Origin of the sequence: Duganella fentianensis, assembly GCF_009857835.1 — a bacterium.
Classification (GTDB): Bacteria; Pseudomonadota; Gammaproteobacteria; order Burkholderiales; family Burkholderiaceae_D; genus Rugamonas; species Rugamonas fentianensis.
On the sequence record NZ_WWCL01000001.1, the window covers coordinates 418,989 to 442,028 of the forward strand.

Annotated in this window: 23 protein-coding genes; 13 read left to right on the plus strand and 10 right to left on the minus strand. The window is 60.3% G+C overall.

Features of this window, described 5'->3' with window-relative positions; all coding sequences use genetic code 11:
- Positions 1–3 precede the first annotated feature (3 nt).
- Complete coding sequence (locus tag GTP23_RS01910) at positions 4–1,119, plus strand: ribonucleotide-diphosphate reductase subunit beta (protein WP_161033625.1); 1,116 nt, start codon at positions 4–6, stop codon at positions 1,117–1,119.
- 12 nt (positions 1,120–1,131) lie between these two features.
- A complete protein-coding gene (locus GTP23_RS01915) occupies positions 1,132–1,356 on the plus strand; it encodes a hypothetical protein (protein ID WP_161033626.1) in 225 nt (74 codons plus the stop codon).
- A gap of 551 nt (positions 1,357–1,907) precedes the next feature.
- On the opposite strand, the gene GTP23_RS01920 is transcribed toward GTP23_RS01915, so the two are convergent.
- Both GTP23_RS01920 and GTP23_RS01925 read right to left on the minus strand, forming a co-directional pair.
- A complete protein-coding gene (locus GTP23_RS01920) occupies positions 1,908–3,011 on the minus strand; it encodes a hypothetical protein (RefSeq protein ID WP_161033627.1) in 1,104 nt (367 codons plus the stop codon).
- Complete coding sequence (locus GTP23_RS01925) at positions 2,996–3,136, minus strand: hypothetical protein (protein ID WP_161033628.1); 141 nt, start codon at positions 3,134–3,136, stop codon at positions 2,996–2,998. Before GTP23_RS01925 ends, GTP23_RS01920 begins: the two co-directional genes overlap by 16 nt.
- Before the next feature lie 159 nt (positions 3,137–3,295).
- On the opposite strand from GTP23_RS01925, the gene GTP23_RS01930 reads away from it, so the two are divergent.
- The gene (locus GTP23_RS01930) at positions 3,296–3,814 is read left to right on the plus strand and encodes a YggT family protein (protein WP_155434069.1); all 519 of its coding nucleotides are present in this window, start codon (positions 3,296–3,298) and stop codon (positions 3,812–3,814) included.
- 108 nt (positions 3,815–3,922) lie between these two features.
- Here the strand turns inward: GTP23_RS01930 and GTP23_RS01935 are convergent, their stop codons facing one another.
- The 8 genes from GTP23_RS01935 to GTP23_RS01975 form a co-directional block, all read right to left on the minus strand.
- On the minus strand, positions 3,923–4,861 hold the full coding sequence (locus GTP23_RS01935) for a carbohydrate kinase family protein (RefSeq protein WP_161033629.1): 939 nt from the start codon (positions 4,859–4,861) through the stop codon (positions 3,923–3,925).
- An 8-nt stretch (positions 4,862–4,869) separates the two neighbouring features.
- Positions 4,870–6,684: a DUF3426 domain-containing protein gene (locus tag GTP23_RS01940; protein ID WP_229255891.1), complete on the minus strand. Its 1,815-nt coding sequence runs from the start codon at positions 6,682–6,684 to the stop codon at positions 4,870–4,872.
- Between the two features lie 8 nt (positions 6,685–6,692).
- Complete coding sequence (gene prmA / locus GTP23_RS01950) at positions 6,693–7,625, minus strand: 50S ribosomal protein L11 methyltransferase (protein ID WP_155432879.1); 933 nt, start codon at positions 7,623–7,625, stop codon at positions 6,693–6,695.
- Positions 7,626–7,627: 2 nt separating this feature from the next.
- On the minus strand, positions 7,628–9,013 hold the full coding sequence (gene accC / locus GTP23_RS01955) for an acetyl-CoA carboxylase biotin carboxylase subunit (protein ID WP_155432880.1): 1,386 nt from the start codon (positions 9,011–9,013) through the stop codon (positions 7,628–7,630).
- Between the two features lie 112 nt (positions 9,014–9,125).
- Complete coding sequence (accB, locus tag GTP23_RS01960) at positions 9,126–9,599, minus strand: acetyl-CoA carboxylase biotin carboxyl carrier protein (protein ID WP_155432881.1); 474 nt, start codon at positions 9,597–9,599, stop codon at positions 9,126–9,128.
- 87 nt (positions 9,600–9,686) lie between these two features.
- Positions 9,687–10,124, minus strand: a complete 438-nt coding sequence (aroQ, locus tag GTP23_RS01965; RefSeq protein ID WP_155432882.1) for a type II 3-dehydroquinate dehydratase — start codon at positions 10,122–10,124, stop codon at positions 9,687–9,689.
- Between the two features lie 84 nt (positions 10,125–10,208).
- Positions 10,209–10,757 carry a TlpA family protein disulfide reductase gene (locus GTP23_RS01970; protein WP_161033630.1) on the minus strand — a complete coding sequence of 183 codons (549 nt, stop codon included), beginning with the start codon at positions 10,755–10,757 and terminating at the stop codon, positions 10,209–10,211.
- 8 nt (positions 10,758–10,765) lie between these two features.
- Complete coding sequence (locus tag GTP23_RS01975) at positions 10,766–11,416, minus strand: hypothetical protein (RefSeq protein WP_161034591.1); 651 nt, start codon at positions 11,414–11,416, stop codon at positions 10,766–10,768.
- 138 nt (positions 11,417–11,554) lie between these two features.
- On the opposite strand from GTP23_RS01975, the gene mpl reads away from it, so the two are divergent.
- The 10 genes from mpl (at position 11,555) to GTP23_RS02025 (ending at position 22,971) form a co-directional block, all read left to right on the plus strand.
- Positions 11,555–12,886, plus strand: coding sequence for a UDP-N-acetylmuramate:L-alanyl-gamma-D-glutamyl-meso-diaminopimelate ligase (gene mpl, locus GTP23_RS01980; RefSeq protein WP_229255892.1), 1,332 nt, complete (start codon positions 11,555–11,557; stop codon positions 12,884–12,886).
- Complete coding sequence (locus GTP23_RS01985) at positions 12,883–13,461, plus strand: YqiA/YcfP family alpha/beta fold hydrolase (RefSeq protein ID WP_161033632.1); 579 nt, start codon at positions 12,883–12,885, stop codon at positions 13,459–13,461. The genes mpl and GTP23_RS01985 overlap by 4 nt, the downstream gene beginning before the upstream one ends.
- Positions 13,458–14,072 (plus strand): chorismate--pyruvate lyase family protein, encoded by a 615-nt coding sequence (locus GTP23_RS01990; protein ID WP_371866784.1) that lies wholly within the window; start codon positions 13,458–13,460, stop codon positions 14,070–14,072. The genes GTP23_RS01985 and GTP23_RS01990 overlap by 4 nt, the downstream gene beginning before the upstream one ends.
- A gap of 49 nt (positions 14,073–14,121) precedes the next feature.
- Positions 14,122–16,206, plus strand: a complete 2,085-nt coding sequence (locus GTP23_RS01995; RefSeq protein WP_161033633.1) for a ribonuclease catalytic domain-containing protein — start codon at positions 14,122–14,124, stop codon at positions 16,204–16,206.
- An 85-nt stretch (positions 16,207–16,291) separates the two neighbouring features.
- The gene (locus GTP23_RS02000; RefSeq protein ID WP_161033634.1) at positions 16,292–17,179 is read left to right on the plus strand and encodes an energy transducer TonB family protein; all 888 of its coding nucleotides are present in this window, start codon (positions 16,292–16,294) and stop codon (positions 17,177–17,179) included.
- On the plus strand, positions 17,179–17,997 hold the full coding sequence (aroE, locus tag GTP23_RS02005; RefSeq protein WP_161033635.1) for a shikimate dehydrogenase: 819 nt from the start codon (positions 17,179–17,181) through the stop codon (positions 17,995–17,997). Before GTP23_RS02000 ends, aroE begins: the two co-directional genes overlap by 1 nt.
- On the plus strand, positions 17,994–18,701 hold the full coding sequence (gene mtgA, locus GTP23_RS02010) for a monofunctional biosynthetic peptidoglycan transglycosylase (protein ID WP_161033636.1): 708 nt from the start codon (positions 17,994–17,996) through the stop codon (positions 18,699–18,701). The genes aroE and mtgA overlap by 4 nt, the downstream gene beginning before the upstream one ends.
- 106 nt (positions 18,702–18,807) lie before the next feature.
- Complete coding sequence (gene corA / locus GTP23_RS02015; RefSeq protein ID WP_155432888.1) at positions 18,808–19,773, plus strand: magnesium/cobalt transporter CorA; 966 nt, start codon at positions 18,808–18,810, stop codon at positions 19,771–19,773.
- Between the two features lie 118 nt (positions 19,774–19,891).
- On the plus strand, positions 19,892–21,622 hold the full coding sequence (locus GTP23_RS02020; protein ID WP_155432889.1) for an ABC transporter permease: 1,731 nt from the start codon (positions 19,892–19,894) through the stop codon (positions 21,620–21,622).
- Positions 21,623–21,660: 38 nt separating this feature from the next.
- On the plus strand, positions 21,661–22,971 hold the full coding sequence (locus GTP23_RS02025; RefSeq protein ID WP_161033637.1) for an ABC transporter ATP-binding protein: 1,311 nt from the start codon (positions 21,661–21,663) through the stop codon (positions 22,969–22,971).
- The last annotated feature ends 69 nt before the right edge of the window (positions 22,972–23,040 follow it).

Consider the following 23,040-nt stretch of genomic DNA (forward strand, 5'->3'; position numbering starts at 1 on the left):
ACTATGTCGCTGTCCTGGGACGATGAGGCCTCTACGGCCGCACCACAAGCTGTCAATCAAGCTGCACTGGAGTCGGGCGAAGCTAGCGCCGAGCAGGTCGCCCTGCGTGTCAACGCCGACGACAAGCGCATCATCAACGGTAAAACCGACGTCAACCAGCTGGTGCCGTTCAAATACAAATGGGCCTGGGATAAATACCTGGCCGGCTGCGCCAACCACTGGATGCCGCAGGAAGTGAATATGCAGCGCGATATCGAGCTGTGGAAGAATCCGAACGGCCTGACCGACGACGAGCGCCGTCTGGTGAAACGCAATCTGGGCTTCTTCGTGACGGCCGACTCGCTGGCCGCCAACAACATCGTGCTGGGCACCTACCGCCACATCACGGCGCCGGAATGCCGCCAGTACCTGCTGCGTCAGGCCTTCGAAGAGGCCATCCACACCCACGCCTACCAGTACATCGTCGAGTCGCTGGGTCTGGACGAGGGCGAGATCTTCAACGCCTACAACGAGATCAAGTCCATCCGTGACAAGGACGAGTTCCTGATCCCGTTCATCAACACCCTGACCGATCCTAAGTTCACCACCGGCACGGTGGAAAGCGACCAGACCCTGCTCAAATCGCTGATCGTGTTCGCCTGCCTGATGGAAGGCCTGTTCTTCTACGTCGGCTTCACCCAGATTCTGGCGCTGGGCCGCCAGAACAAGATGATGGGCGCCGCCGAACAGTACCAGTACATCCTGCGCGACGAGTCCATGCATTGCAACTTCGGCATCGACCTGATCAACACCATCAAGATGGAAAACCCGCTGCTGTGGACTCCAGCCTTCAAGGAAGAAATCAAGCAGCTGTTCCTGCGCGCCGTGGATCTGGAATACGCCTACGCCGAAGACACCATGCCACGCGGCGTGCTGGGTCTGAACGCCACCATGTTCAAAGGCTACCTGCGCTTCATCGCCAACCGTCGTGCTACCCAGATCGGTCTGGAGACGCTGTTCGATCAGGAAGACAATCCATTCCCATGGATGAGCGAGATGATCGACCTGAAAAAAGAGCGTAACTTCTTCGAGACCCGCGTCACCGAATACCAGACCGGTGGTGCTCTGAACTGGGACTAAATGTCCGGCCAAATGGCCACGCTGAAAAACGGATCCTGCGGGATCCGTTTTTTTTGCGCGCGCTGCACGATTGCGGTGCTTGCCATTCGCTGCGCTCTGTCTCATAATCGCGACGAATTTGTAAACAGCGTGTCGTGTTCGCGTGATGGCTACGCAGCGGCGCTCTCGAAACAGCAAGCAGCAGCAAACAGAATTCATCCGGAACCGGAGCGATTCAAAGAAACCCAGATGGAATAAGGCGCGCTTTAAAGTGCGAAATTTCCGCCGGAGTTTGCAGCCAGCGCTTTCTGCGACGATCGAGCGCGCGCAGTGGTCAGCGCCTGGCGATACGAGGCAGCAGATTGTGTGCTCGAAGGTGAGCCGAGTCGCATAGCGCAGAAAAAATGCACGTGAATCCGTATCGTGCTGGTTGCGCACCGACAAGGTTTTCGTGTACTTTACGAAATTGAAAAAGCGTGTTTGCAAATCAGCGGATTTTTTGATACGCACGGGCTGCAAAACAGGACGCTAAACAGGATACAGAACCACAACCATATGCTGACACCACACTGTTTTTGATCGACCGTCTTGCCTGAACCGGTTCAGGCCGGGCGGTTTTTTGTTTTGAGAGTGAGACAGTAGTGGTCTGCGACGTAGGTCCCTGGAGCTGAGTACACGCCCGACCACCCGCAAAACGTCGCGACAAGATTTGTATCTGTACGCTGCGCCGGCCACGGACTGCGAACAGATCGATGGCTGAAGTGCTGCACTCGTGAGGAGGGGCAGCAGTTCAGCTAGTGCCGAATTCATTAGCGCAAACGGCTTTCGTTTGTGCCGATGAATAATTCGCCTAGCCTAATCCCGGGCTGGACGGGTTTAAATCTTGTAATGAATTTTCCCATCCCCGATGAAGGAGAACTAAAAATGGCAACCGCCGCAAAAAAACCAGCTGCCAAGAAGCCGGCAGCGAAAGCTGAAGCTCCAGCAAAAAAAGTAGCCGCCGCTAAACCGGCCGCCAAACCAGCAGCTAAAGCCGCTGCCAAACCAGCCGCTAAACCAGCAGTGAAAAAAGCCGCTGCCAAGCCAGCCGCTAAAGCAGCAGCCAAGCCAGCAGTGAAAAAAGCTGCAGCTAAACCAGCCGCTAAACCAGCAGTGAAAAAAGCCGCCGCTAAACCAGCAGCCAAAGCAGCCGCCAAGCCAGCAGTGAAAAAAGCTGCCGCTAAACCAGCAGCTAAACCAGCAGCTAAGGCAGCCGCCAAGCCAGCAGCAAAAGCTGCAGCTAAACCAGCAGTGAAAAAAGCCGCTGCCAAGCCAGCCGCTAAAAAAGCTGCAGCTAAACCAGCCGCCAAGAAGACCGTCGCTAAAGCCGCTGCCAAACCAGCTGCCAAGAAGGTAGCCGCTAAGCCAGCCGCGAAGAAAGCCGCTGCCAAGCCAGTCGCTAAAAAAGCTGCTGCCAAGCCAGCCGCAAAACCAGCAGCTAAAAAAGCTGCCGCCAAACCAGCTGCTAAACCAGCAGCCAAGAAAGCCGCTGCCAAGCCAGCAGCTAAAGCCGCCGCCAAACCAGCTGCTAAAGCCGCAGCCAAGCCAGCTGCTAAAAAAGTAGCTGCCAAAAAACCAGCGGTAAAAGCGGCAGCCAAACCGGCTGCAAAGGTGGCAGCTAAGCCTGCAGCAAAAAAGCCAGTTAAGGCTGCGGCTACCAAGCCAGCAGCCAAAGCAGCGGCCAAGCCAGCTGCAAAGCCAGCCGCTAAGCCAGCGGCTAAAGCTGCAGCCAAGCCAGCCGCGAAAAAACCAGCTGCCAAGAAAGCTGCTCCAGCCGCTGCTCCGGTAGCTGCTGCTCCAGCCGCACCAGCTGCTGCCAAGCCAGCTGCTAAAAAAGCTGCGCCGAAAAAAGCTGCTGCTAAACCAGCTGCCAAGCCAGCCGCTGCACCAGCTGCTGCGCCGGCCGCTGCTGCTGCGCCAGCTCCGGCCCCAGCCGCTGCTCCGGCACCAGCACCAGCTGCTGCCGCTCCAGCCCCTGCACCAGCTGCTGCGCCAGCAAAGACCGTGGTAGCTCCAGCAGCTGCCTGGCCTTTCCCGACCAGCACCCGTCCATCCTAAGCTTGATAAAAAGCTAGGTGGCCTGCTGAGGCAACCAGCCGCTGTGTGAGACAATCACACAGCGGTTTTTTTTTGGAGGAGTTCCGTGCTGAGTATCGTCATGTTGATCGTCGACGCCATCGCCACCCTGTTGGGCGGTGCGCTGCTGCTGCGCTTCTGGATGCAGGCTATCCGCGTACGGCCACCGGCCTCGGTGGCACAATTCACTTTCCAGTTGTCGGACTGGCTGGTGCGTCCGCTGCGCCGTATCGTGCCCGGGGTAGGCGGCTATGACTGGGCCAGCCTGATTGGCGCCTTCCTGATCGTGCTGTTGGCGACTTCGGTGCTGCTGCTGGCAGGGCTATCGCCGCAGATGGTGGCGCTGGCGGCCTTGCAGCGCTTCCTGAGCTGGATACTGTACGGCTTTATGGCCTTGCTGATCGTCGAAGCGATCTTCAGCTGGGTGAATCCCCATGCGCCGCTGGCGCCCTTCGTGCGCGCGCTCAACGAGCCGCTGCTGCGGCCTATCCGCCGCACCGTGCCGCTGGTGGGTAATCTCGATCTGTCGCTGCTGGTGGCCGTGATCCTGCTGCAGATCGCCCAGATTCTGCTGGGGATGCTGTTCAGCGGTCATTTCTAGGTAGGAGAGGCTGCGGGCACGCCGCAGCCGGAGTCAGACCATGCAGCGCCAGATCAGACTGGGCCTGGCGCGCTGCATGCGGGACGACGCCTGCGGGCGTCGTTTTGCTTAGTAGCGGTAGCCGAAAGCCGCTTCGAAGCGGTCGGCGATTTGGGCCGGCGTGAACTTGTGGTTCTGCGCACCCTTGTGGGCGATCTTGATGGCGCCCAGCAGGCTGGCCAGACGGCCCGTGGTTTCCCACTTCCAGCCCTGCGTGATGCCGTACAGCAGGCCGGCGCGGTAGGCATCGCCGCAGCCGGTAGGATCGAGCACCTGTTCCGCCTGCACGGCCGGAATCACGATGCGTTCGCCCTGGGTGTAGATCTCGGAACCCTGCTCGCCACGGGTCACGATCAGCGCTTCCAGACGGGACGCGATGTCCGGTATGGTCAGGCCGGTGCGCGACATCAGCAGTTCGATTTCGTAATCGTTGGCGGTGACGTAGGTGGCTTTGTTGATGAAATCGATGAGTTCATCGGCATTGAACATCGGCAGCTGCTGGCCCGGATCGAAGATGAACGGAATCTCCAGCTTGACCAGATCGGCCGCGTGCTTCTGCATGCCCAGATGGCCGTCCGGCGAAATGATGGCGATGCGCGCCGGACCGGCTTTGGCGATATCGTTCTCGTGCGCGTAGGACATGGCGCCAGGGTGGAAGGCGTTGATCTGGTTGTTGTCTTCATCGGCCGTGACGAAGCACTGGGCGTTGTAGGCTTCCGGCTTGATCAGGATGTTGTCCGTCGACAGGCCCAGCTTGCGCAGGCGTTCCGTATAGGCGCCGTGGTCCTGGCCCATCACGCCGACGATGCGCGGATCACCGCCCACCATCATCAGGTTGTAGGCGATGTTACCGGCGCAGCCACCGAATTCGGTGCGCATGGTCGGAGCGAGGAAGGACACATTCACCTTGTGCAGCTGGTCGGCCAGCAGCAGGCTGTCGAAACGGCCGGGGAATTGCAGAATGGTGTCGATAGCGATCGAGCCGCAGATCAGGGAAGTCTGGTTCATGGTGTGCTTTATGGGTAGAAGACGGCGATATGATAGCCGGAGGCTTTCAGCTGGTTCAGTTCGAAGAACAGTTTGACAGCTTGTTCGGTGTGCGGAGCGAAGCCCTTATCGAGCGGCACGTCGGGGCCGAGGTAGTCACGCGGGGTGAATACGCGGCGCAGTACGGCCTTGTCGCTGGCATCGTCCAGCACCAGTTCGATGTGCGGCCAGCTTTGCGCCGTGGCGCTCTGGTTACGCAGCAGGGTGTTGAACGAGAAGGTGGTGTCGCTCAGGGTTTGCAGTTCGCCCTGTTCGATGTTCAGATCGTCGATCTGGGCCGGCAGTTCGATTTTGCAGCCCAGTGCATTGCAGGCTGCCGTCAGCGCCGGCTTCAGGGGCGGCATGGCTGCGGCTAGCTGGTTGCGGAAGGTGGTCACGCCTTGTGCGCCCAGTGCGCCGACCAGCGCGACGCTGCCCAGTGCCATGGCAATGCTGATGGCTTTGCCGTATTTCTGACGGCGCCGGTCGCTCTTGATAAAGCCGGGTTCCTCGCCAGCTGCCTCTTCGGCGGCAGCTTCGGTGGTGCGGGCCGGTTGCAGCAGCAGGTCGGCCTCGGTGCCAGCCTGCGTCATGGGATGGTTGCTGGCGGCCTGTTTGCTGGCCGACGACAGCTCCACCAGCGTATCGTCATCGTCATCCAGCGCGTGCAGATCGACCGCAGACGTGGCCGGCGCGTTGAAGGATGGTTCTGGCGTCAGCGGGGCATCGAAACTCGGTTCGATGCGCTCACTGGCGCTGCTGGCCTTGGGCTCATCGTCAGCGCCTATGCTGCGCTCCATCACGGCCAGTTCGGCAGCCAGTGCTGCTTCCAGCTCGGCATCCGACATGGTTTCGATCGCCAGCTGCTCTTCCAGCGCGGGATGATCCACCATCGCGGGACCAGACTGGGCTTCCGCTGCTGGCGGCCAGCTATCCGTCTGCGCCGGGCTGGCTGGTTCGGTGTATGGTTCCGGCTCTGGTTCTGGCTCCAGAGCCAGCATCAGTTCAGGTTCGGCTGGTGCCAGCTCTGGCTCCAGCTCTGGCTCCGGTTCCGGCGCCAACTCCGGCGCTGCGGGCGCTAGCTCGACCGGTGCGACTGGCGCTGCTTCGGATTCGATGTCCAGATCGAGTTCCAGTGGCAGGTCGATGGCATTGGGCAGGCTGGCCGGGGCCGGCGGTAATTCCAGCGGATCGGCGATTGCTTCGGTCGCTGCAGCGTACATAGCCTGTGCCGCAGGATCGCCTTCGTGGCTATCGAGCTCGATGGCGGTATCCAGTTCCAGCGCTGCTTCGGTATCGGCAGCTTCATCCTGCAGTGCTTCCGCTGCGCGTGTGTCGAGCGCGTCCATTTTGGCGTCAAATGGCGTCTGCTGCGGCAAGGGCGCAGGCGTAGGCTCGGGAGCAGGGATAGGCGCAGGCTCAGGTTCAGGCTCAGGCTCAGGCTCAGGTTCCGGCTCAGGCGTAGGCTCGGTTTCGAGCGGCGCATCATGGTCATCATCGACCGGCAGGACGGGTAAATCAGCGAGACTGCTGTCTGCAGCGGCAGCGGCAGTGGCAGGGGCAGTGCTGAGTTCTGGTGCCGCTGGCGCCGGAGTCGGCGCAGGTGCTGCTACAGGAGGTGCTACGGACGCTGCGGCAGGCGCAGCAGGCAGGGGAGCGGCAGCGGGCGGCGCCAGTAGCGCCGCATTGCCGTCAAAGACTTCGTTACAGGAGCCGCAGCGTACTATGCCCCCACGTAATTTCAGTTGGTCGTGAGCGACCCGAAATACCGTGTTGCAGTGGGGGCATTTAGTGGCGAGCGCCATTGCTGTGGTTAGCGTGCCGCTGGAACCACGTCACTGCCGAGGCGGCCATGCAGCGCCACCCAGCCATCCTGTTCGGCCCACACGCCCAGTTTGATGAACGGAGCGTAGGCAGCCGCTACTTCTTCCGCCTGACGTGCCAGCACGCCGGACAGGATCAGCGAACCGCCTTCGGCCACGCGACCCGACAGCATAGGTGCCATCAGTTTCAGCGGGCTGGACAGAATGTTCGCCACCACGATATCGAAACGCTGCGTCGCATATTGCGAGGTGGCGAAGCTATCGGGCAGGAAGTAGTCGATCTCGCACTGGTTGCGCAGCGCGTTATCCTTGGCCGATTCGATGGCCTGCGGATCGATGTCCACACCAGCCACCGTGCCGGCGCCGATCTTCTTGGCCACCATGGCCAGAATGCCGGAACCGCAACCGTAGTCGAGCACGGTTTTACCCGGTGCCGGATGGGCTTCCAGCCATTCCATGCACAGGCGGGTGGTCGGGTGGCTGCCCGTACCGAAAGCCAGACCGGGGTCCAGTTCCAGTATCAGGGCGTCCGGGTCTGGTGCTTCGTGCCAGCTCGGCACCACCCAGATGTTCTTGCCGATGTGAATAGGCGCAAACTGCGACTGGGTCAGACGTACCCAGTCCTGCTCTTCCACCTTGCGGGTGGTGAAGCGGGGCAGGGTCTGCAGGCCGATCTGGGCGGCTGCTGCGCCCACGATCAGCGCGTGATCATCGTCCTCGTTGGTCAGGGCGACCACGCGGCTGTGATCCCAGGCCGCTTCGGTCGGTTCCATGCCCGGCTCGCCGAACAGCGGTTTTTCCGCGTCGGTGCCTTCGTCTGCATCCTCGACGGAAACCGACAGGGCGCCGACATCCATCAGCGCTTCCGACAGGGTTTCCGCGTGGTCGCGGGCGATTTCGATGACGATTTCAGTCCAGCTCATTTTTATGCTTGTGCCTTGTTACTCAGACTCAGTTTGTGCAGATCGGGCATATCGGCCAGTTTCTGCTCCAGATAATGGATGTTGGTACCACCTTCGATGAAACGGGCATCAATCATCAGTTCGCGGTGCAGCGGGATGTTGGTCTGGATACCTTCGACCACCATTTCCGACAGCGCGATCTGCATGCGACGGATAGCCTGTTCACGGGTCGCGCCGTAAGCGATCACTTTGCCGATCATCGAATCGTAGTGCGGTGGTACATAATAACCTGCATACGAGTGCGAGTCGACGCGTACGCCCGGACCGCCCGGTACGTGCCATGCCGTGATGCGGCCCGGCGACGGGGTGAACTTGAACGGATCTTCCGCGTTGATACGGCATTCTACCGCGTGACCGGACAGCATCACGTCGCGCTGACGGAAGCGCAGCTTCTCGCCGGCGGCGATGCGGATCTGTTCCTGCACGATATCGATGCCGGTAATCATTTCCGTCACAGGGTGTTCCACCTGCACGCGGGTATTCATTTCGATGAAGTAGAACTCGCCGTTTTCGTACAGGAACTCGAAAGTACCTGCGCCACGGTAGCCGATCTTGCGGCAGGCTTCAGCGCAACGATCGCCGATTTTCTCGATCAGTTTGCGTGGAATGCCCGGTGCCGGTGCTTCTTCGATGACCTTCTGGTGGCGGCGCTGCATCGAGCAGTCGCGTTCGCCCAGCCAGACGGCGTTTTTATGTTCGTCGGCCAGAATCTGGATTTCCACGTGACGCGGATTTTCCAGATACTTCTCCATGTAGACTTCCGGATTGCCGAAGGCAGCACCGGCTTCCGATTTGGTCATGGCCACGGCGTTGATCAGGGCAGCTTCCGTATGCACCACGCGCATACCACGGCCACCACCGCCACCAGCGGCCTTGATGATCACAGGGTAGCCGACTTTGCGGGCAATTTGCACGATCGCCTTAGGATCGTCTGGCAAAGCGCCATCCGAACCTGGCACGCACGGTACGCCGGCGCGGATCATGGCCTGCTTGGCCGAAACTTTGTCGCCCATCATGCGGATCGAATCCGAACGTGGACCGATGAAGACGAAGCCGGATTTCTCCACGCGCTCGGCGAAGTCGGCGTTTTCCGACAGGAAGCCGTAGCCCGGGTGGATAGCTTCCGCATCCGTGACTTCAGCGGCGCTGATAATCGCCGGCATGTTGAGGTAGCTCAGGCTCGATGGGGCAGGGCCGATACAGACCGACTCATCAGCCAACTTCACGTATTTGGCGTCTTTGTCGGCTTCCGAGTGCACTACAACGGTTTTGATGCCCAGTTCGCGACAAGCGCGCTGAATCCGGAGGGCGATTTCGCCACGATTGGCGATGAGGATTTTTTCAAACATGATAGGTTCGCTAGGTCTGTGAGTACCGGTCGCGCCGGTGACGTCAGGTAGAGGAGGGAAGGCGGACCAAGCCGGTCAGCCCGCCACCAGCAGGGGCGGGCAGGAACCGGTCTTAGCCTATCACAAACAGCGGTTGGCCGAATTCGACCGGTTGGCCGTTTTCGACCAGAATCTGGGTAATGGTGCCGGCTTTGTCGGCATCGATTTCGTTCAGCAGCTTCATCGCTTCGATGATGCACAGGGTGTCGCCTTCTTTCACGGTGGCGCCCACTTCAACGAAAGCTGGCGAGCCCGGAGCGGACGAACGGTAGAAGGTGCCGACCATAGGCGACTTGACCACGTGGCCAGTCGGTTCGGCGGCCACAGCGGCAACCGGAGCGGCAGCGGCGGCAGCGGCCACTGGGGCGGCAGCAGGGGCGGCGTGGTATTGAGGCATGCTTTGCGGCTGCATCATGACCATCTGATTTTGTGGCATGGCGGACGACTTGACGATGCGAACTTTGCTTTCGCCTTCGGTCACTTCGAGTTCGGCGATGTCCGATTCTGCGACCAAATCAATCAAGGTCTTCAGCTTGCGTAGATCCATGTAACCCCCAGGAATGTCTTTGATTAGTGTAATGAGCGACCCGGCCTTTTGAGCTAAATCGCAGCGGTTGCGCGCAGATTGCGTAGGTTATCGCTTTTTAAGAACGAAGTCGATGGCAAACCGATATCCTTCGATACCTAGTCCGCAGATCGTACCCAGTGCGATCGCGCTAAGAAAAGAGTGATGGCGGAACGATTCCCGTTGATAAATGTTCGAGATGTGTACCTCGACAAACGGTATCGCCACGCCCGCCAGTGCGTCGCGTAACGCCACGCTGGTGTGTGTCAGTCCTCCCGGATTGATAACGATGGCCTCCACTCCCTCGGTACGGGCTGCGTGGATGCGGTCTATCAATGCGCCTTCGTGGTTGCTCTGAAAACAGGACAGGCTGGCACCGGCCGCTGCAGCCTGAGCTTCGGCAGCGCGTTCGATGTCGGCCAGCGTCTGCACGCCGTAAACCTCAGGCTCGCGTGTGCCTAACAAATTCAGGTTAGGACCGTTGAGCAGTAACAGCTTAGTTGCCATGGTTTCAGGACCGTTTTCCGCGAAAGTTCCGCATTTTGCCGCCAACCGCCGGCAATGGCAAGAAAAAAAAACTCATGAAACCAGTTAAAGACTTGCTAAATCCTTGCGCAACTCGTCGAATTTGAGGCGGCCCAGATAGGTCTTCTTGACCTGACCATCGGCGCCGATCAGAACCGTGTAGGGCAGGCCGCCGGCACCGTTGCCGAACTGGCGCGACAGCTCGGTTCCGGCCATGCCGGCCACGAAGACCGGATAGCTGATTTTAAACTTGTTGCTAAAATCGGCGATATTTGTTGCCGAATCAATACCAATTCCGATAACTTGCAGCTTCTTGCCCTCTTCTCCGGCGGCCAGTGCTGACAGTTCCGGCATCTCCTGCACGCAGGGGGCGCACCACGGGGCCCAGAAATTCACCAGCATGGCCTTGCCCTGATACTGGGATAGTGCATGGGTTTTGCCAGCCGCATCCGGCAGGCTCTGCTTATATAGTTCGGCTACCGGACCCGTCACGCCGGCCGGCATGGTGGTGGTCAGCGGTGGTGCTGGCGCTTTCTTATTCATGCCGACATAGGCGCCGGAAGCACCAAATAACAAAGCGACAACAGCATAAGCAGCCAGATGTTTTTGATTCATGATAAGTTTTATTCGTTAGTTGTTTGATCGGTACTAATATTGCCGTGGGTAGTATTAATTAGTAGGGCACGCACACTATCCAGATCGGCTCGCATGATTTTGCCATCGGCGCGGCTTTTCACGGCACCCCGCAAATCATCCAATTCATACAATTCCGCGTGCACGCCTTCCTTGTGCCACATAAAACTGACTGTTTCCACCATGCCGAAGCGGGGCCCTTTGAAATGAGGCGTCTCGGAGATGTCAATTTGCAAATTTTTATTGAGCAGGAAGATTTCCACTTCCTTGGCGCTGTCGGCAAACAGTTGCAAATGGATGTCGTCGTGCGGACCGGCCGTGCCATTTAATACAGAGCCTGTCAGGTGAGGCTGGTAGGCCGACAGCTTCTCCATGATTTCCACCGCCAGCGTGCGCAGCCGGAATAGCCGCGCCGGCTGGGTATTGCTATGGAATAAAGACTGGTAAAGCCGGACTTCGGCTTCGATCTGCGCGTGATCAGGTAATAGATTAGGCGGCGGCTGGGTATCGCCCAGAATCTGGCGCGCCGCTTTGCGTTTGGCACTGTTGTAGTCAGCGCCGTCCTGCGCGATCAGGCGTGCCGCCGCAGCAGCAATCTCGGCACGCAAAAGCAGGACTTCGGGAATTCCATGTGCAGTCATGAACGTGATCATACTCTGAACCGGGAAAAGGGCGGCAGGTCGGGTAAAATCTCATCTTCTGTTCGCCTTCATATTAATTACTTTAGTTCCGGTTCTCGCTTTATGCACATTCACATACTTGGTATCTGCGGCACTTTCATGGGTGGTCTTGCTGTTCTGGCAAAAGAAGCGGGGCACCGCGTGACGGGCTGTGATGCCAATGTCTACCCGCCTATGAGCACGCAATTACAGGCGCAGGGCATAGAACTGATACAGGGCTTCGGGCCGGAACAGGTGGAGCTCAAGCCTGATCTGTATGTGATCGGTAACGTGGTTTCGCGCGGTAATCCGCTGATCGAGGAAATCATGAATCGCGGTCTGCCCTTCGTTTCGGGCCCGCAGTGGATAGGCGAACATATATTAAAGGACCGCTGGGTGCTGGCCGTGGCCGGTACGCACGGCAAAACCACCACGTCGTCCATGCTGACGTGGATACTGGAAGATGCCGGCTACGCGCCGGGCTTCCTGATCGGCGGCGTGCCGATGAACTTCGGCGTGTCGGCGCGTATGCAGGGCGACAAGGATTCCATCTTCTTCGTGATCGAAGCCGACGAATACGACACGGCCTTCTTCGACAAGCGCAGCAAGTTCGTGCACTACCGCGCCAAGACCGCCATCCTGAATAATCTGGAATACGATCACGCCGACATCTTCCCCGATCTGGCTGCCATCGAAACCCAGTTCCACCATCTGGTGCGCACTGTGCCCGGCATCGGCCGCGTCATCGTGAATGCCGATCAGGACTCGCTGCAGCGCGTGATCAAGCGCGGCTGCTGGAGCGAGCGCGAAGGCTTTGGTGCCAGCGAGGCGGCGGACTGGCGCATGAAGGAATACGACGACGGTAGTTTCGATGTGATCTTCCAAGGCGAGGTAGCGGGCCACGTGCAGTGGCAACTGACGGGGCAGCACAACCGCAACAATGCGCTGGCGGCCATCGCTGCGGCGCGCCATGTCGGCGTGCCGGTGGTGCAGGCGGCGGCCTCGCTGGCTCGCTTCGAGAACGTCAAGCGCCGCATGGAAGTGCGCGGCGTGGTGAATGGCGTAACCGTGTATGACGACTTTGCCCACCACCCGACGGCAATCGAAACCACCGTGGGCGGCCTGCGCCAGAAGGTGGGCGCGGATACCCGCATCCTCGCTGTGCTGGAACCGCGTTCCAACACCATGAAGCTGGGCGCCATGAAAGATGCGCTGCCGGGCAGCCTGCATGCGGCCGATCTGGTGTTCGGCTACGGCAGCGAAGCAGCGCTGGGCTGGAGTCTGGGCGACACGCTGGCACCGCTGGGCGACAAAGCCAGTGCCTATGACGACATCGATACGCTGGTAGCAGCCATCGTCAAGGCAGCTCGCTCCGGTGATCAGATACTGGTCATGAGTAACGGCGGCTTCGGCGGCATCCACGGCAAAATTCTCGCGGCGCTGTCTCAATGATTCTCTATCTGCACGGATTCCGTTCCTCGCCGCGCTCCATGAAGGCGCGCCTGATGGCCGAGCGCATGGTGACACTGGGGCTGGAACAGCAATGGCTATGTCCGCAGTTGCCTGCTTCGCCCAAGCTGGCGATGGAACAGGTGCTATCTCTGATCGAAGGCGTGCCGGCCAGCGAACTGCGTATCGTCGGTTCTTCGCTGGGCGGCTATTACGCCACCTGGCTGGCCGAACGTCTGGGCTGCCCTGCCGTGCTGCTCAATCCTGCCGTGGTGCCGCTCAAGGATCTGGACAAGCATGTGGGCGTGACCACGGCCTACCACTCGGACGAGCCGTTCGAATTCAAGCGCGAATATATTGATGAACTGCGCGCGCTGGCCGTCGCCAAAATCACTGAGCCACAGTGCTATCTGCTGCTGGCCGCAACCGGCGACGAAGTGCTCGACTACCGCGACATGGTGGCCCACTATGCCGGTGCACAGCAGCACATCATCGAAGGCAGCGACCACGGTATTAGCGAATTCGCCAACTATCTGGATGAGGTGCTGGCCTTCTGCGGTATCGGAGCAAAGTCTTGAAGCATACTCTGACGCCTGCGCGCAGCGCCTCGCTGCGCCAGACCCGCTGGCAGCCGCACGTGCTGGCACTGAATGCTCCGGTCGCACTGCGTCCGTGGCTGACGGAAGATGGCTCGCTCACGGCACGCCTGAAAGCTCACAGCAGCAGCTTCCGTGTGCAGTGTCTGCACCAGCAGACTGCCCTGTGCCTGAACGACGAAGCGGCCAGTATCGGCATGCACCGCGCCGGGCGGGTGTGGGAGCGCGAGGTGCTGCTACGCTGCGATAATACGCCTGTGGTATTTGCCCATACTGTGGTGCCGATGTCGGCCACGGCCAGCGACTGGCCTTTATTCAGTGCGCTGGGAGAACGTTCGCTGGGCACCACGCTGTTCGGCGATCCGCAGGTGCGGCGAGGCGAACTGGAATTTGCCCGTCTGCGTGCGGGCCATCCGCTGGCGCTGCGGGCGCGCAAGGCGCTGGGACTGGATGGCCCCGACGCTGCCGGCGCAGATGAACTGATACTGTATGCGCGCCGCTGCCTGTACCGGCGGCGGCAGGGCAGCCTGCTGGTGACGGAAGTGTTTCTGCCCTCCGTGCTTGCGCTGCTGCCGCAGCATACAAGTAAATAAACAAGCAATAACGATAGCAACAACGAATCAACCCTACAGAAAAACAGCAATGAATTTATTCTTCGAAGAATCCGGCGATTTCAAGGTCGGCACCATGATGACGCAGGCTGGCGAGGCCTATCAGGTTGAAATGGCCAGCGGCAAGCGTACCAAGGTCAAGGCCAAGGACGTGCTGCTGCAGTTCGAAAAGCCGGCACCGGCCGAACTGATGGAGCAGGCCCAAACCATCGCCGCCGAGATCGACCTCGATTTTCTGTGGGAAGTGGCCGGTGAAGAGGAATTCGGTTTTGCCGAACTGGGCGCCGAGTACTTCGGCCATGCGCCACTGCCAGCCGAAGCAGCGGGCCTGATCCTTTGCCTGCATTCCTCACCCATCTATTTCTACAAAAAAGGTCGTGGCCGTTACAAGGCGGCGCCCGAGCAATCGCTGCGCGCTGCGCTGGCCGGCATCGAGAAGAAGAAACAGCAGGCGCTGATACAGGCCGGCTATGTCGATCAGCTGAAAGCCCAGCAACTGCCGGAAGCCATGCAGAGCATGGTGCTGCAACTGCTGTTCAAGCCGGACAAGAACACCATCGAATTCAAGGCACTGGAAGCGGCGGCCAATGAACTGCACACCACGCCGCAGCGTCTGATGCTGGCCGTGGGCGGCGTAGCATCGCCCAAAGCGCTGCACATGGCGCGCTTCCTGTTCGAGAACTTCCCCCGTGGCGCAGGCTTCCCTGAAGTGCCAGTGCCGCAGGCACCTGCTGGTTTACCGGTGGCCGATGTACAAGCTTTCTCGATCGACGATGTGACCACCACCGAAATCGACGATGCCTTCTCGGTCACCATGCTGGATGAGGGCAAGGTCAAAATCGGTATCCACATTGCTGCGCCGGGTCTGGGCATCAAGCCGGACGACGCCGTGGACAAGCTGGCACGTGCGCGCATGTCCACCGTGTATATGCCGGGCGATAAAATCACCATGCTGCCGGACGCCGTGGTGGAAGCGTTCACGCTGGCTGAAGGCAAAACCTGCCCGGCGTTGTCGCTGTATGCCACGCTGAATATGGCCGACTGGTCTGTGCTGGCTACCGAAACCCGTGCCGAACTGGTGCCGATTGCAAACAACCTGCGCCACAACGATCTCGATGATCTGGTCAACGAAGAAACGCTGGCCAGTGGCGAGGGCGAGTACCCGCACAAGGAATCGCTGCGCCTGATCTGGCAATGGGCACAGGTGCTGGAAGCAGCCCGTATGGTCAAGCGTGAAGCGTGGGGCCTGAAGCCGGAACAGAACAACCGTGTCGATTTCAACTTCTATGTGGAAGACGATGTGGTGACGGTAAGCCGCCGCAAGCGTGGCGCGCCGCTGGACAAGATCGTGGCCGAGCTGATGATCTTTGCCAATAGCACCTGGGGTAAGCTGATGCACGACCATGGCGTGCCCGGCATCTACCGTAGTCAGGGGCAGGGCGTGGGCGGCTGGGCTGCCAAGATGCAGGTGCGTATGCTGACGCACGCGGCACCCCATCAGGGGCTGGGCGTGGACCAGTATGCATGGAGCACCTCGCCGCTGCGCCGCTACACCGATCTGGTCAACCAGTGGCAGATTCTGGCCTGCGCCGAGCATGGCGTGACGGCGCCGCTGGTGGCCAACTTCAAGCACAAGGATGCCAATCTGTTCGCCATCGTGTCGCAGTTCGATGCGGCATATGCAGCCTATAACGATCACCAGTCCACCATGGAACGTTACTGGTGTCTGCGCTGGCTGGGTCAGGAAAATGCCCGCCAGGTCGATGCCGTGGTGCTTAAGGACGAGGTGCTGCGTCTGGTCGATATTCCGCTCATTATCCGTCTGCCGGGCATGCCGCAGGTGGCGCGTGGTCTGCAGGTCAAGCTCGATATTCTGCGCTGGGACGAAGTGGATCTGAGCATCGAAGCCCGTATTCTGGAAATACCGGCCGCCGATGCGGCACCGGCCGATGCCGATCTGGACTTCGAAGACGACGAAGCACCGGAAGAAGCCGTGGATGCGCCGGAACTGGCAGTGGAAGCGCAGGCCGAAGCCGGCGCGGAAACGCCGGCCGAAGGCGAAGCGGCAGCCGATGCTAAAAATGGCGACGGCGAGGATGCGGCGCCGGCGGCCTAAAAAGCCGTTGCCGCGCGCCTGCTTTCACGTAAAATCAGCCCATATTATCTGCCTATAAAGCGCCAACCCTAGCTAGCGGCCCTGTGTGAAGTCCTTCCGAGAAAATCGCCTCCTGTATCTGGCCTGCGGCATATCGCTGCTGGCCCACGGTGCAATGCTGGCCGTGCGGCTGGTGGCGCCTGTTGCGGCGCCTGTGAAGCCGACCGATCCCGGACTGGAAGTGATTCTGGTGAATGCCAAGCATAGCAAGGCGCCGCTCAAGGCCGATGCACTGGCGCAGGCCAATCTGGATGGCGGCGGCACGGTCGATCAGGGTCGTTCCAAGTCGCCCATGCCCGATATGCGCAAGATGGAAACGGGCGACAGCATCAAGGCGGCCAAGCGCCGCATCGCCCAGCTGGAAGAGCTGCAGCAAAAGCTGCTGACGCAGGCCAAGGTGGCCACCCCCTTTGTGGCACCGCCCGTAACGGAAAAGAGCAAGCCCGATCCGACCCCGACTGGCGCCGACCTGCTTGACGCCAGCAAGGCGATAGCCCGCCGTGCGGCGGAAATCAGCGAAAGCATCGAAGACCAGAACAAGCGCCCCAAGAAAACCTTTATCACGCCGAGCACGCGCGGGGTGGGCTACGCCATGTATTACAAGGCGATCCAGAAGCGCATCGAGGATATCGGTACGCTGAATTTCCCGCAGGCGCGCGGGCGCAAGCTGTATGGCCAGCTGGTGCTGTCGATTCCGGTTTTCCAGGATGGCACCATCTACATGGCTGATGGCGGCATCAAGGTAGACCGTAGTTCCGGCAACCCTGAGCTGGATGCTGCAGCCGTGAACATCGTGCGCCGTGCCGCGCCATTCGGCAAATTCCCGCCGAATATGCTGTCGAATGAAAAAGACGATCTGTGGGTGATCGTCACCACGTTCAAATTTACCCGCGAAGATAAACTACAAGCCGATTTAAGCGGCGGAGGACACTGATGGATCGCTACTGCGTTTTTGGCAACCCTATCGCCCATAGCAAATCACCCGATATCCACGCTGCGTTTGCAGCCCAGACGGGGCAGCAGCTCAGCTACGAGCGCCGGCTGGCGCCACTGGACGGTTTTGCCGCCGCAGTGCAGGACTTCATCGCCGAAGGCGGCAAGGGCGCCAATGTCACCGTGCCGTTCAAGCTGGAAGCCGTCAAGGTGGCGCAGGCGCTGACCATCCGTGCCCGCGCTGCCGGTGCCGTCAACACGCTGCACTTTACGGACGAAGGCATCATCGGCGATAACACTGATGGCGCCGGGCTGGTGGCCGATATCGTGCGCAATGCCGGTGTGCCGATTACGGGCAAGCGGGTGCTGCTGCTAGGTGCCGGTGGTGCAGCGCGCGGCGTGGTGCTGCCGATACTGGAATACCGTCCGGCCCAGCTGGTGATTGCCAACCGCACCGTGGCGACGGCCGAAGCGCTGGTCGAGCAGTTTGCTGCACTCGGTGGCGAGGGCGTGGTATCGGCCTGCGGCTATGCCGAAATTCAGGGGCAGTACGACATTATCATCAATGCCACGTCGGCCAGCCTGAGTGCCGAGCTGCCGCCCGTGCCGGCCAGCGTGTTCGCGCCGGCTGCGCTGGCGCTGGACATGATGTACGGCGCCCAGCCTACCGTGTTTCTGCAGTTCGCGGCCCAGCATGGCGCGCGCCTGCGTGACGGGCTGGGCATGCTGGTCGAGCAGGCAGCGGAAGCCTTCAGCCTGTGGCGCGGCGTGCAGCCGGAAACGGCGGCCGTGCTGAAGGCACTGAGGGAGCAGCTGTGAGCGCGGGCAAGCGCGGTATCTGGCGCTGGCTCAAGTGGTTGATACTGGCGCCGCTGCTGCTATTCACGCTGGTGCAGCTGTATTTCTTCGTGCAGATCTGGTGGTGGGTAGACCATAACCCGAGCAGCACCAGCTTTATGCGCGCCCAGCAGGCCGCGCTGCGCGAAAAGAACCCCAAGGCGAATATCCAGCAGCTGTGGGTGCCGTATGCGCGCATCTCGAATAACCTCAAGCGCGCCATCATCGCTTCGGAAGATGCCAACTTCTCCGACCACGACGGGGTGGACTGGGAAGCCATGCAGAAGGCTTACGACAAGAACGCCAAGAAGCACAAGGTGGTATCGGGTGGCTCCACCATTACCCAGCAGCTGGCCAAGAACCTGTTCCTGTCCGGCTCGCGCAGCTATCTGCGCAAGGGGCAGGAGCTGATCATCACCTATATGCTGGAAACCATGATGGAGAAGGAGCGCATCTTCGAAATCTACCTGAACGTGGTGGAATTCGGCACGGGCACCTTCGGCGCCGAGGCAGCAGCGCGGCATTACTACGGCGTCAGCGCGGCCAATCTTGGCCCGGCGCAGGCGGCCAAGCTGGCCGTGATGCTGCCTAATCCGCGCTTTTTCGACAAGCACCGCGATTCCAACTATCTGGCGAAGCGCACGGAAGTGATCCTGCGCCGCATGAATTCGGCAGAATTACCCTAGACGGGCAGAAAAAAGCACGGTAGGTGCGGAAATTCGCCTATACAGGCTGGCTTAGGCAGGGCCTTTGCGGGTACACTTGCGCTGTTTCCAGAAGGCTCGCGCACCCATGATTAATGTTTTCGTACTCCAGAACGGCCGGCTCAACCAGGTACCTATCGATACGCGCGCCGATCTGGAGCAGGTCGAACCGGTCTGGGTGGACCTGACCGACCCGACGGATGACGAACGTGCATGGGTCAAGACCATCTACGGCGTAACGCTGCCGGGTGAAGACGAAGTCAAAGACATCGAAGCGTCGGCCCGTTACTACGAAGCGGAAAACGGCGATCTGCACCTGCGCACCGACTTCCTGCTGGAAGAAGAGGATGGCCCTTCGCGCATCGTGACGGTGGCGTTCATCCTCGCGCGCAAGATGCTGTTCTCCGTACATACCGACGATCTGCCGGTGTTCCGGCTGGTGCGCATGCGCGCCCGTTCGCGCCCCGGCTCGATTGCCGACTACATGGACGTGCTGCTCGACCTGTACGCCACCGACGCCGAGTACTCGGCCGATGCGCTGGAAGGCATCTACCAGAATCTGGAAGAGGTCAGTGGCCGCGTGCTGCAGGAAGAATTCACCGACCAGGACGCAGCGGCCGCACTGAACGCCATCGCCCACGAGGAAGATTTGAATGGCCGTATCCGCCGCAACATGATGGATACGCGCCGCGCCGTCAGCTTCCTGATGCGTGGCCGTTTGCTCAACTCCGAGCAGTTCGAGGAAGCGCGCCAGATTCTGCGCGATATCGAATCGCTGGACGGGCACACCTCTTTCCTGTTCGATAAGATTAACTTCCTGATGGACGCCACCGTCGGCTTCATCAACATTAACCAGAACAAGATCATCAAGATCTTCTCGGTGGCCAGCGTGGCCTTCCTGCCGCCTACCCTGATCGCCTCTATCTACGGCATGAACTTCAAGTGGCTGCCGGAACTGGAATGGTCGCTCGGCTATCCGTTCGCGCTGCTGCTGATGGTAACCAGCGCCATCGCCCCGTTCTGGTACTTCCGCCGGCGCGGCTGGCTGAAATAAGCCCACTGTTCGAACTTTCAGTTCTGTAATAAAGCTGGCCGGTTTTATCGCTTAAAATCGCGCCAGTGTCACTTTCCGGTCAAACGCATCGGGTATGCTGGCCATCGAAAGTGCGAACATGAACAAAAAACGGCAATTTTTCCCACGCCAGGTCGTGGAAGCCGGCGGTAACCGCTGGGACTGGGCTTTGCTGCCCATCGTATTAGCAGTCTTTGTGCTGATGGCCTATGGTAGCCAGCAGATGGCGCGCCCCTATGAGCTGGGGCAGGCGCTGCCCCTGTCGCTAGACCCCAGTTATCTGCCTTACTATCTGTTGCGTACCACACTGCGCATGTTTATCGCGCTGGGTGCCTCGATGGTGTTCAGCTGCGTGTTCGCGGCGCTGACCACCAAGTACCGGCTGGCGGAAAAAGTGCTGGTGCCGCTGCTCGATATACTGCAGTCGATCCCGATTCTGGGTTTTTTGTCGATTACCGTGACGGCGTTTATCGCGCTATTCCCCGGTAATCTGCTGGGCGTCGAATGCGCGGCCATCTTCGCCATCTTCACGTCGCAGGCGTGGAATATGGCTTTCTCGGCCTATCAGGGCTTCCGCACCGTGCCGGCCGAACTGTCCGAAGCAGCGCAGGTGTACCAGTTGTCGGGCTGGCAGCGCTTCTGGCGGCTGGAGCTGCCGTTCGCCATGCCCGGCCTGCTGTGGAATATGATGATGTCGATGTCCGGCGGCTGGTTCTTCGTGGTGGCTTCGGAAGCGATTTCGGTCTCGGGCCAGGACATCAAGCTGCCCGGTATCGGCTCCTACATCGCGCTGGCAATTGCGCAGAGCGATATGCACGCCATCGGCTGGGCGATTGCCGCCATGTTCGTGGCCGTGCTGATGTACGATCAACTGTTCTTCCGTCCTTTGCTGGCATGGGCCGACCGCTTCCGTTTCGAGGAAACGGGTAGCGACACGGCACAGCAATCGTGGCTGCTGACGTGGCTGCGCCGTACCGAGCGCACGCAGGCCATCGTGGCATGGTTTGGCGATCTGCTGGGGCGTTCGATTGCGCTGTTCCGTCTGGGCCACGATGGCACCTCGATCCGTGCGCGGCGCGATCAGCCTTCGCTGGTGCCGCAGCGCGTATGGGATGCCGTGATTGCTGCCGTGGTGTTCTATGCGCTGTGGAGTCTGGGGCACTTCATCAGCACGGAAGTGGGCTGGAGCGAAGTGGGGCACGTGTTCGTACTGGGCCTGTACACGCTGGTGCGCGTCATCCTGCTGCTGGCGCTGGCCGCGCTGGTGTGGGTGCCGGTCGGTGTGTGGATAGGCATGAACCCGCGCTGGGCTTCGCGCACGCAGGCGGTGGCGCAGTTCCTGGCGGCCTTCCCGACCAATCTGGTGTTTCCGGTAGCGGTAGTGGCCATCGTGCGTTTCCATCTGAATCCCGATATCTGGCTGTCGCCGCTGATGATCCTCGGTACCCAGTGGTATCTGCTGTTTAACGTGATTGCCGGTGCTTCCACCATCCCCACCGAGTTGCGCCACGCGGCGCAGAACTTCGGCCTGACGGGCTGGCTGAAATGGCGCCGCTATCTGCTGCCGGCCATCTTCCCCAGTTTTGTCACGGGGGCGATTACGGCAACGGGCGGTTCGTGGAATGCCAGCATCGTGGCCGAATATGTGAGCTGGGGGCCGACTACGCTGAAGGCGCACGGCATCGGCAGCTATATTCAGGAGATGACCACGGCGGGCGACTTCCCGCGCATTGCGCTGGGCATAGGCGTGATGTGCATCTTCGTCATGGGCTTCAATCACTTTGTCTGGCGCCGCCTGTACACGCTGGCCGAGAGCCGCCTGCACTTCTAGTGCGCTAACAGTATCAGTATCAGTATCGGAATCGAATTATGAGCACTCCTATCGTCGAATTGAAAGCCGTCGGCAAGCATTTCCGTGGCGCCGATGGTTCTGCCCGTGCAGTGCTGGAAGGCGTGGACTTCACGCTGCATGAAGGCGAGATCGTGGCGCTGCTGGGCCAGTCCGGCTCGGGCAAATCCACCATGCTGCGGATTATGGCGGGGCTGATCCAGGCCGATGCGGGGCAGGTGCTGTATCGCGGCATGCCGCTGTACGGCACGGCGCGCGGTATCCGCATGGTGTTCCAGTCGTTCGCGCTGTTCCCGTGGCTGACGGTGCAGAAGAATGTGGAACTGGGCCTGGAAGCGCAGGGCATGCCAGCTGAAGAACGGGCGCGCCGCGCGGAGAAAGTGATCGACCTGATCGGCCTGTCCGGCTTTGAAGGCGCACTGCCGCGCGAGCTGTCGGGCGGCATGCGCCAGCGTGTCGGCATTGCCCGCGCGCTGGTGATGGAACCGGAAGTGCTGCTGATGGACGAAGCGTTTTCCGCGCTCGATGTGCTGACGGGCGAACGCCTGCGCGAAGAAATTCTGGAACTGTGGCAGTCGGGCCAGATTCCTACCAAGGCCATACTGGTGGTGTCGCACAACATCGAAGAAGCCGTGATGATGGCGGACCGCGTACTGATCTTCGCCAGCGATCCGGGCCGTGTGCGCGCCGAGCTGCCGATTTCGCTGCCGCAGCCGCGCAAGGCCGAAAGCAATGAAGTGCGCCAGCTGATCGACAAGGTGTACGAGCTGATGACGGCAGGAGCAGGGCGCCGTGGCCTGATCAGCGAGAAGGAAGTCAAGCTGCAACTGGGCGACCGTCTGCCGCAGGCCGGCATCGCCCACATGGAAGGGATACTGGAGCTGCTGGCGGAAGAGCCGTTCCATGGCCGGGCCGACCTGCCGCAACTGGCAGAAGAAACCGAGCTGACGGACGCGGAACTGCTGGAAGTGCTGAATGGCCTGATACTGCTGGGCTTTGCCTACCTGACCAACGGCGACATCCTGCTCACTGAGCTGGGTAGCAAATACGCGGCCGCCAGCAATACGGAGCGGCAGGAAATGTTCGGCCACCAGCTGCTGGAGCACGTACCGCTGATTGCCTACATCTGCCACGGGCTGGAGCAGGACAAATCGGGCGACCTGCCGGAAGACCTGTTCCTCAAACTGCTGCGGTTTACGCTGAGTGCGGAAGAAGCGGAAAAAGCGTTGCGTGTAGCGATCGAATGGGGACGTTACGGCGATCTGTTCGAGTACAACTTCAACACCGGCGTGATCCAGATGGCCAAGGAAGACGAAGAGGACGAAATCTAGGCGGATTGCCTAGGCGGTAAACGCCGGCGGGCAGGTCCCGCAAACCAGCGATGCAATATAAGCATCGCC

Coding starts and splice junctions, on each gene's coding strand:
- aroE (WP_161033635.1), top strand. CDS start 17,179: ATGGATCGCTACTGCGTTTTTGGCAACCCTATCGCCCATAGCAAATCA.
- GTP23_RS02020 (WP_155432889.1), top strand. CDS start 19,892: ATGAACAAAAAACGGCAATTTTTCCCACGCCAGGTCGTGGAAGCCGGC.
- GTP23_RS01970 (WP_161033630.1), bottom strand. CDS start 10,757: ATGAATCAAAAACATCTGGCTGCTTATGCTGTTGTCGCTTTGTTATTT.
- GTP23_RS01940 (WP_229255891.1), bottom strand. CDS start 6,684: ATGGCGCTCGCCACTAAATGCCCCCACTGCAACACGGTATTTCGGGTC.
- GTP23_RS01935 (WP_161033629.1), bottom strand. CDS start 4,861: ATGAACCAGACTTCCCTGATCTGCGGCTCGATCGCTATCGACACCATT.
- mpl (WP_229255892.1), top strand. CDS start 11,555: ATGGGTGGTCTTGCTGTTCTGGCAAAAGAAGCGGGGCACCGCGTGACG.
- accC (WP_155432880.1), bottom strand. CDS start 9,013: ATGTTTGAAAAAATCCTCATCGCCAATCGTGGCGAAATCGCCCTCCGG.
- GTP23_RS01995 (WP_161033633.1), top strand. CDS start 14,122: ATGAATTTATTCTTCGAAGAATCCGGCGATTTCAAGGTCGGCACCATG.
- GTP23_RS02025 (WP_161033637.1), top strand. CDS start 21,661: ATGAGCACTCCTATCGTCGAATTGAAAGCCGTCGGCAAGCATTTCCGT.
- corA (WP_155432888.1), top strand. CDS start 18,808: ATGATTAATGTTTTCGTACTCCAGAACGGCCGGCTCAACCAGGTACCT.
- prmA (WP_155432879.1), bottom strand. CDS start 7,625: ATGAGCTGGACTGAAATCGTCATCGAAATCGCCCGCGACCACGCGGAA.
- GTP23_RS01930 (WP_155434069.1), top strand. CDS start 3,296: ATGTTGATCGTCGACGCCATCGCCACCCTGTTGGGCGGTGCGCTGCTG.
- GTP23_RS01910 (WP_161033625.1), top strand. CDS start 4: ATGTCGCTGTCCTGGGACGATGAGGCCTCTACGGCCGCACCACAAGCT.
- GTP23_RS01915 (WP_161033626.1), top strand. CDS start 1,132: ATGGCCACGCTGAAAAACGGATCCTGCGGGATCCGTTTTTTTTGCGCG.
- accB (WP_155432881.1), bottom strand. CDS start 9,599: ATGGATCTACGCAAGCTGAAGACCTTGATTGATTTGGTCGCAGAATCG.
- GTP23_RS01975 (WP_161034591.1), bottom strand. CDS start 11,416: ATGACTGCACATGGAATTCCCGAAGTCCTGCTTTTGCGTGCCGAGATT.
- GTP23_RS01985 (WP_161033632.1), top strand. CDS start 12,883: ATGATTCTCTATCTGCACGGATTCCGTTCCTCGCCGCGCTCCATGAAG.
- aroQ (WP_155432882.1), bottom strand. CDS start 10,124: ATGGCAACTAAGCTGTTACTGCTCAACGGTCCTAACCTGAATTTGTTA.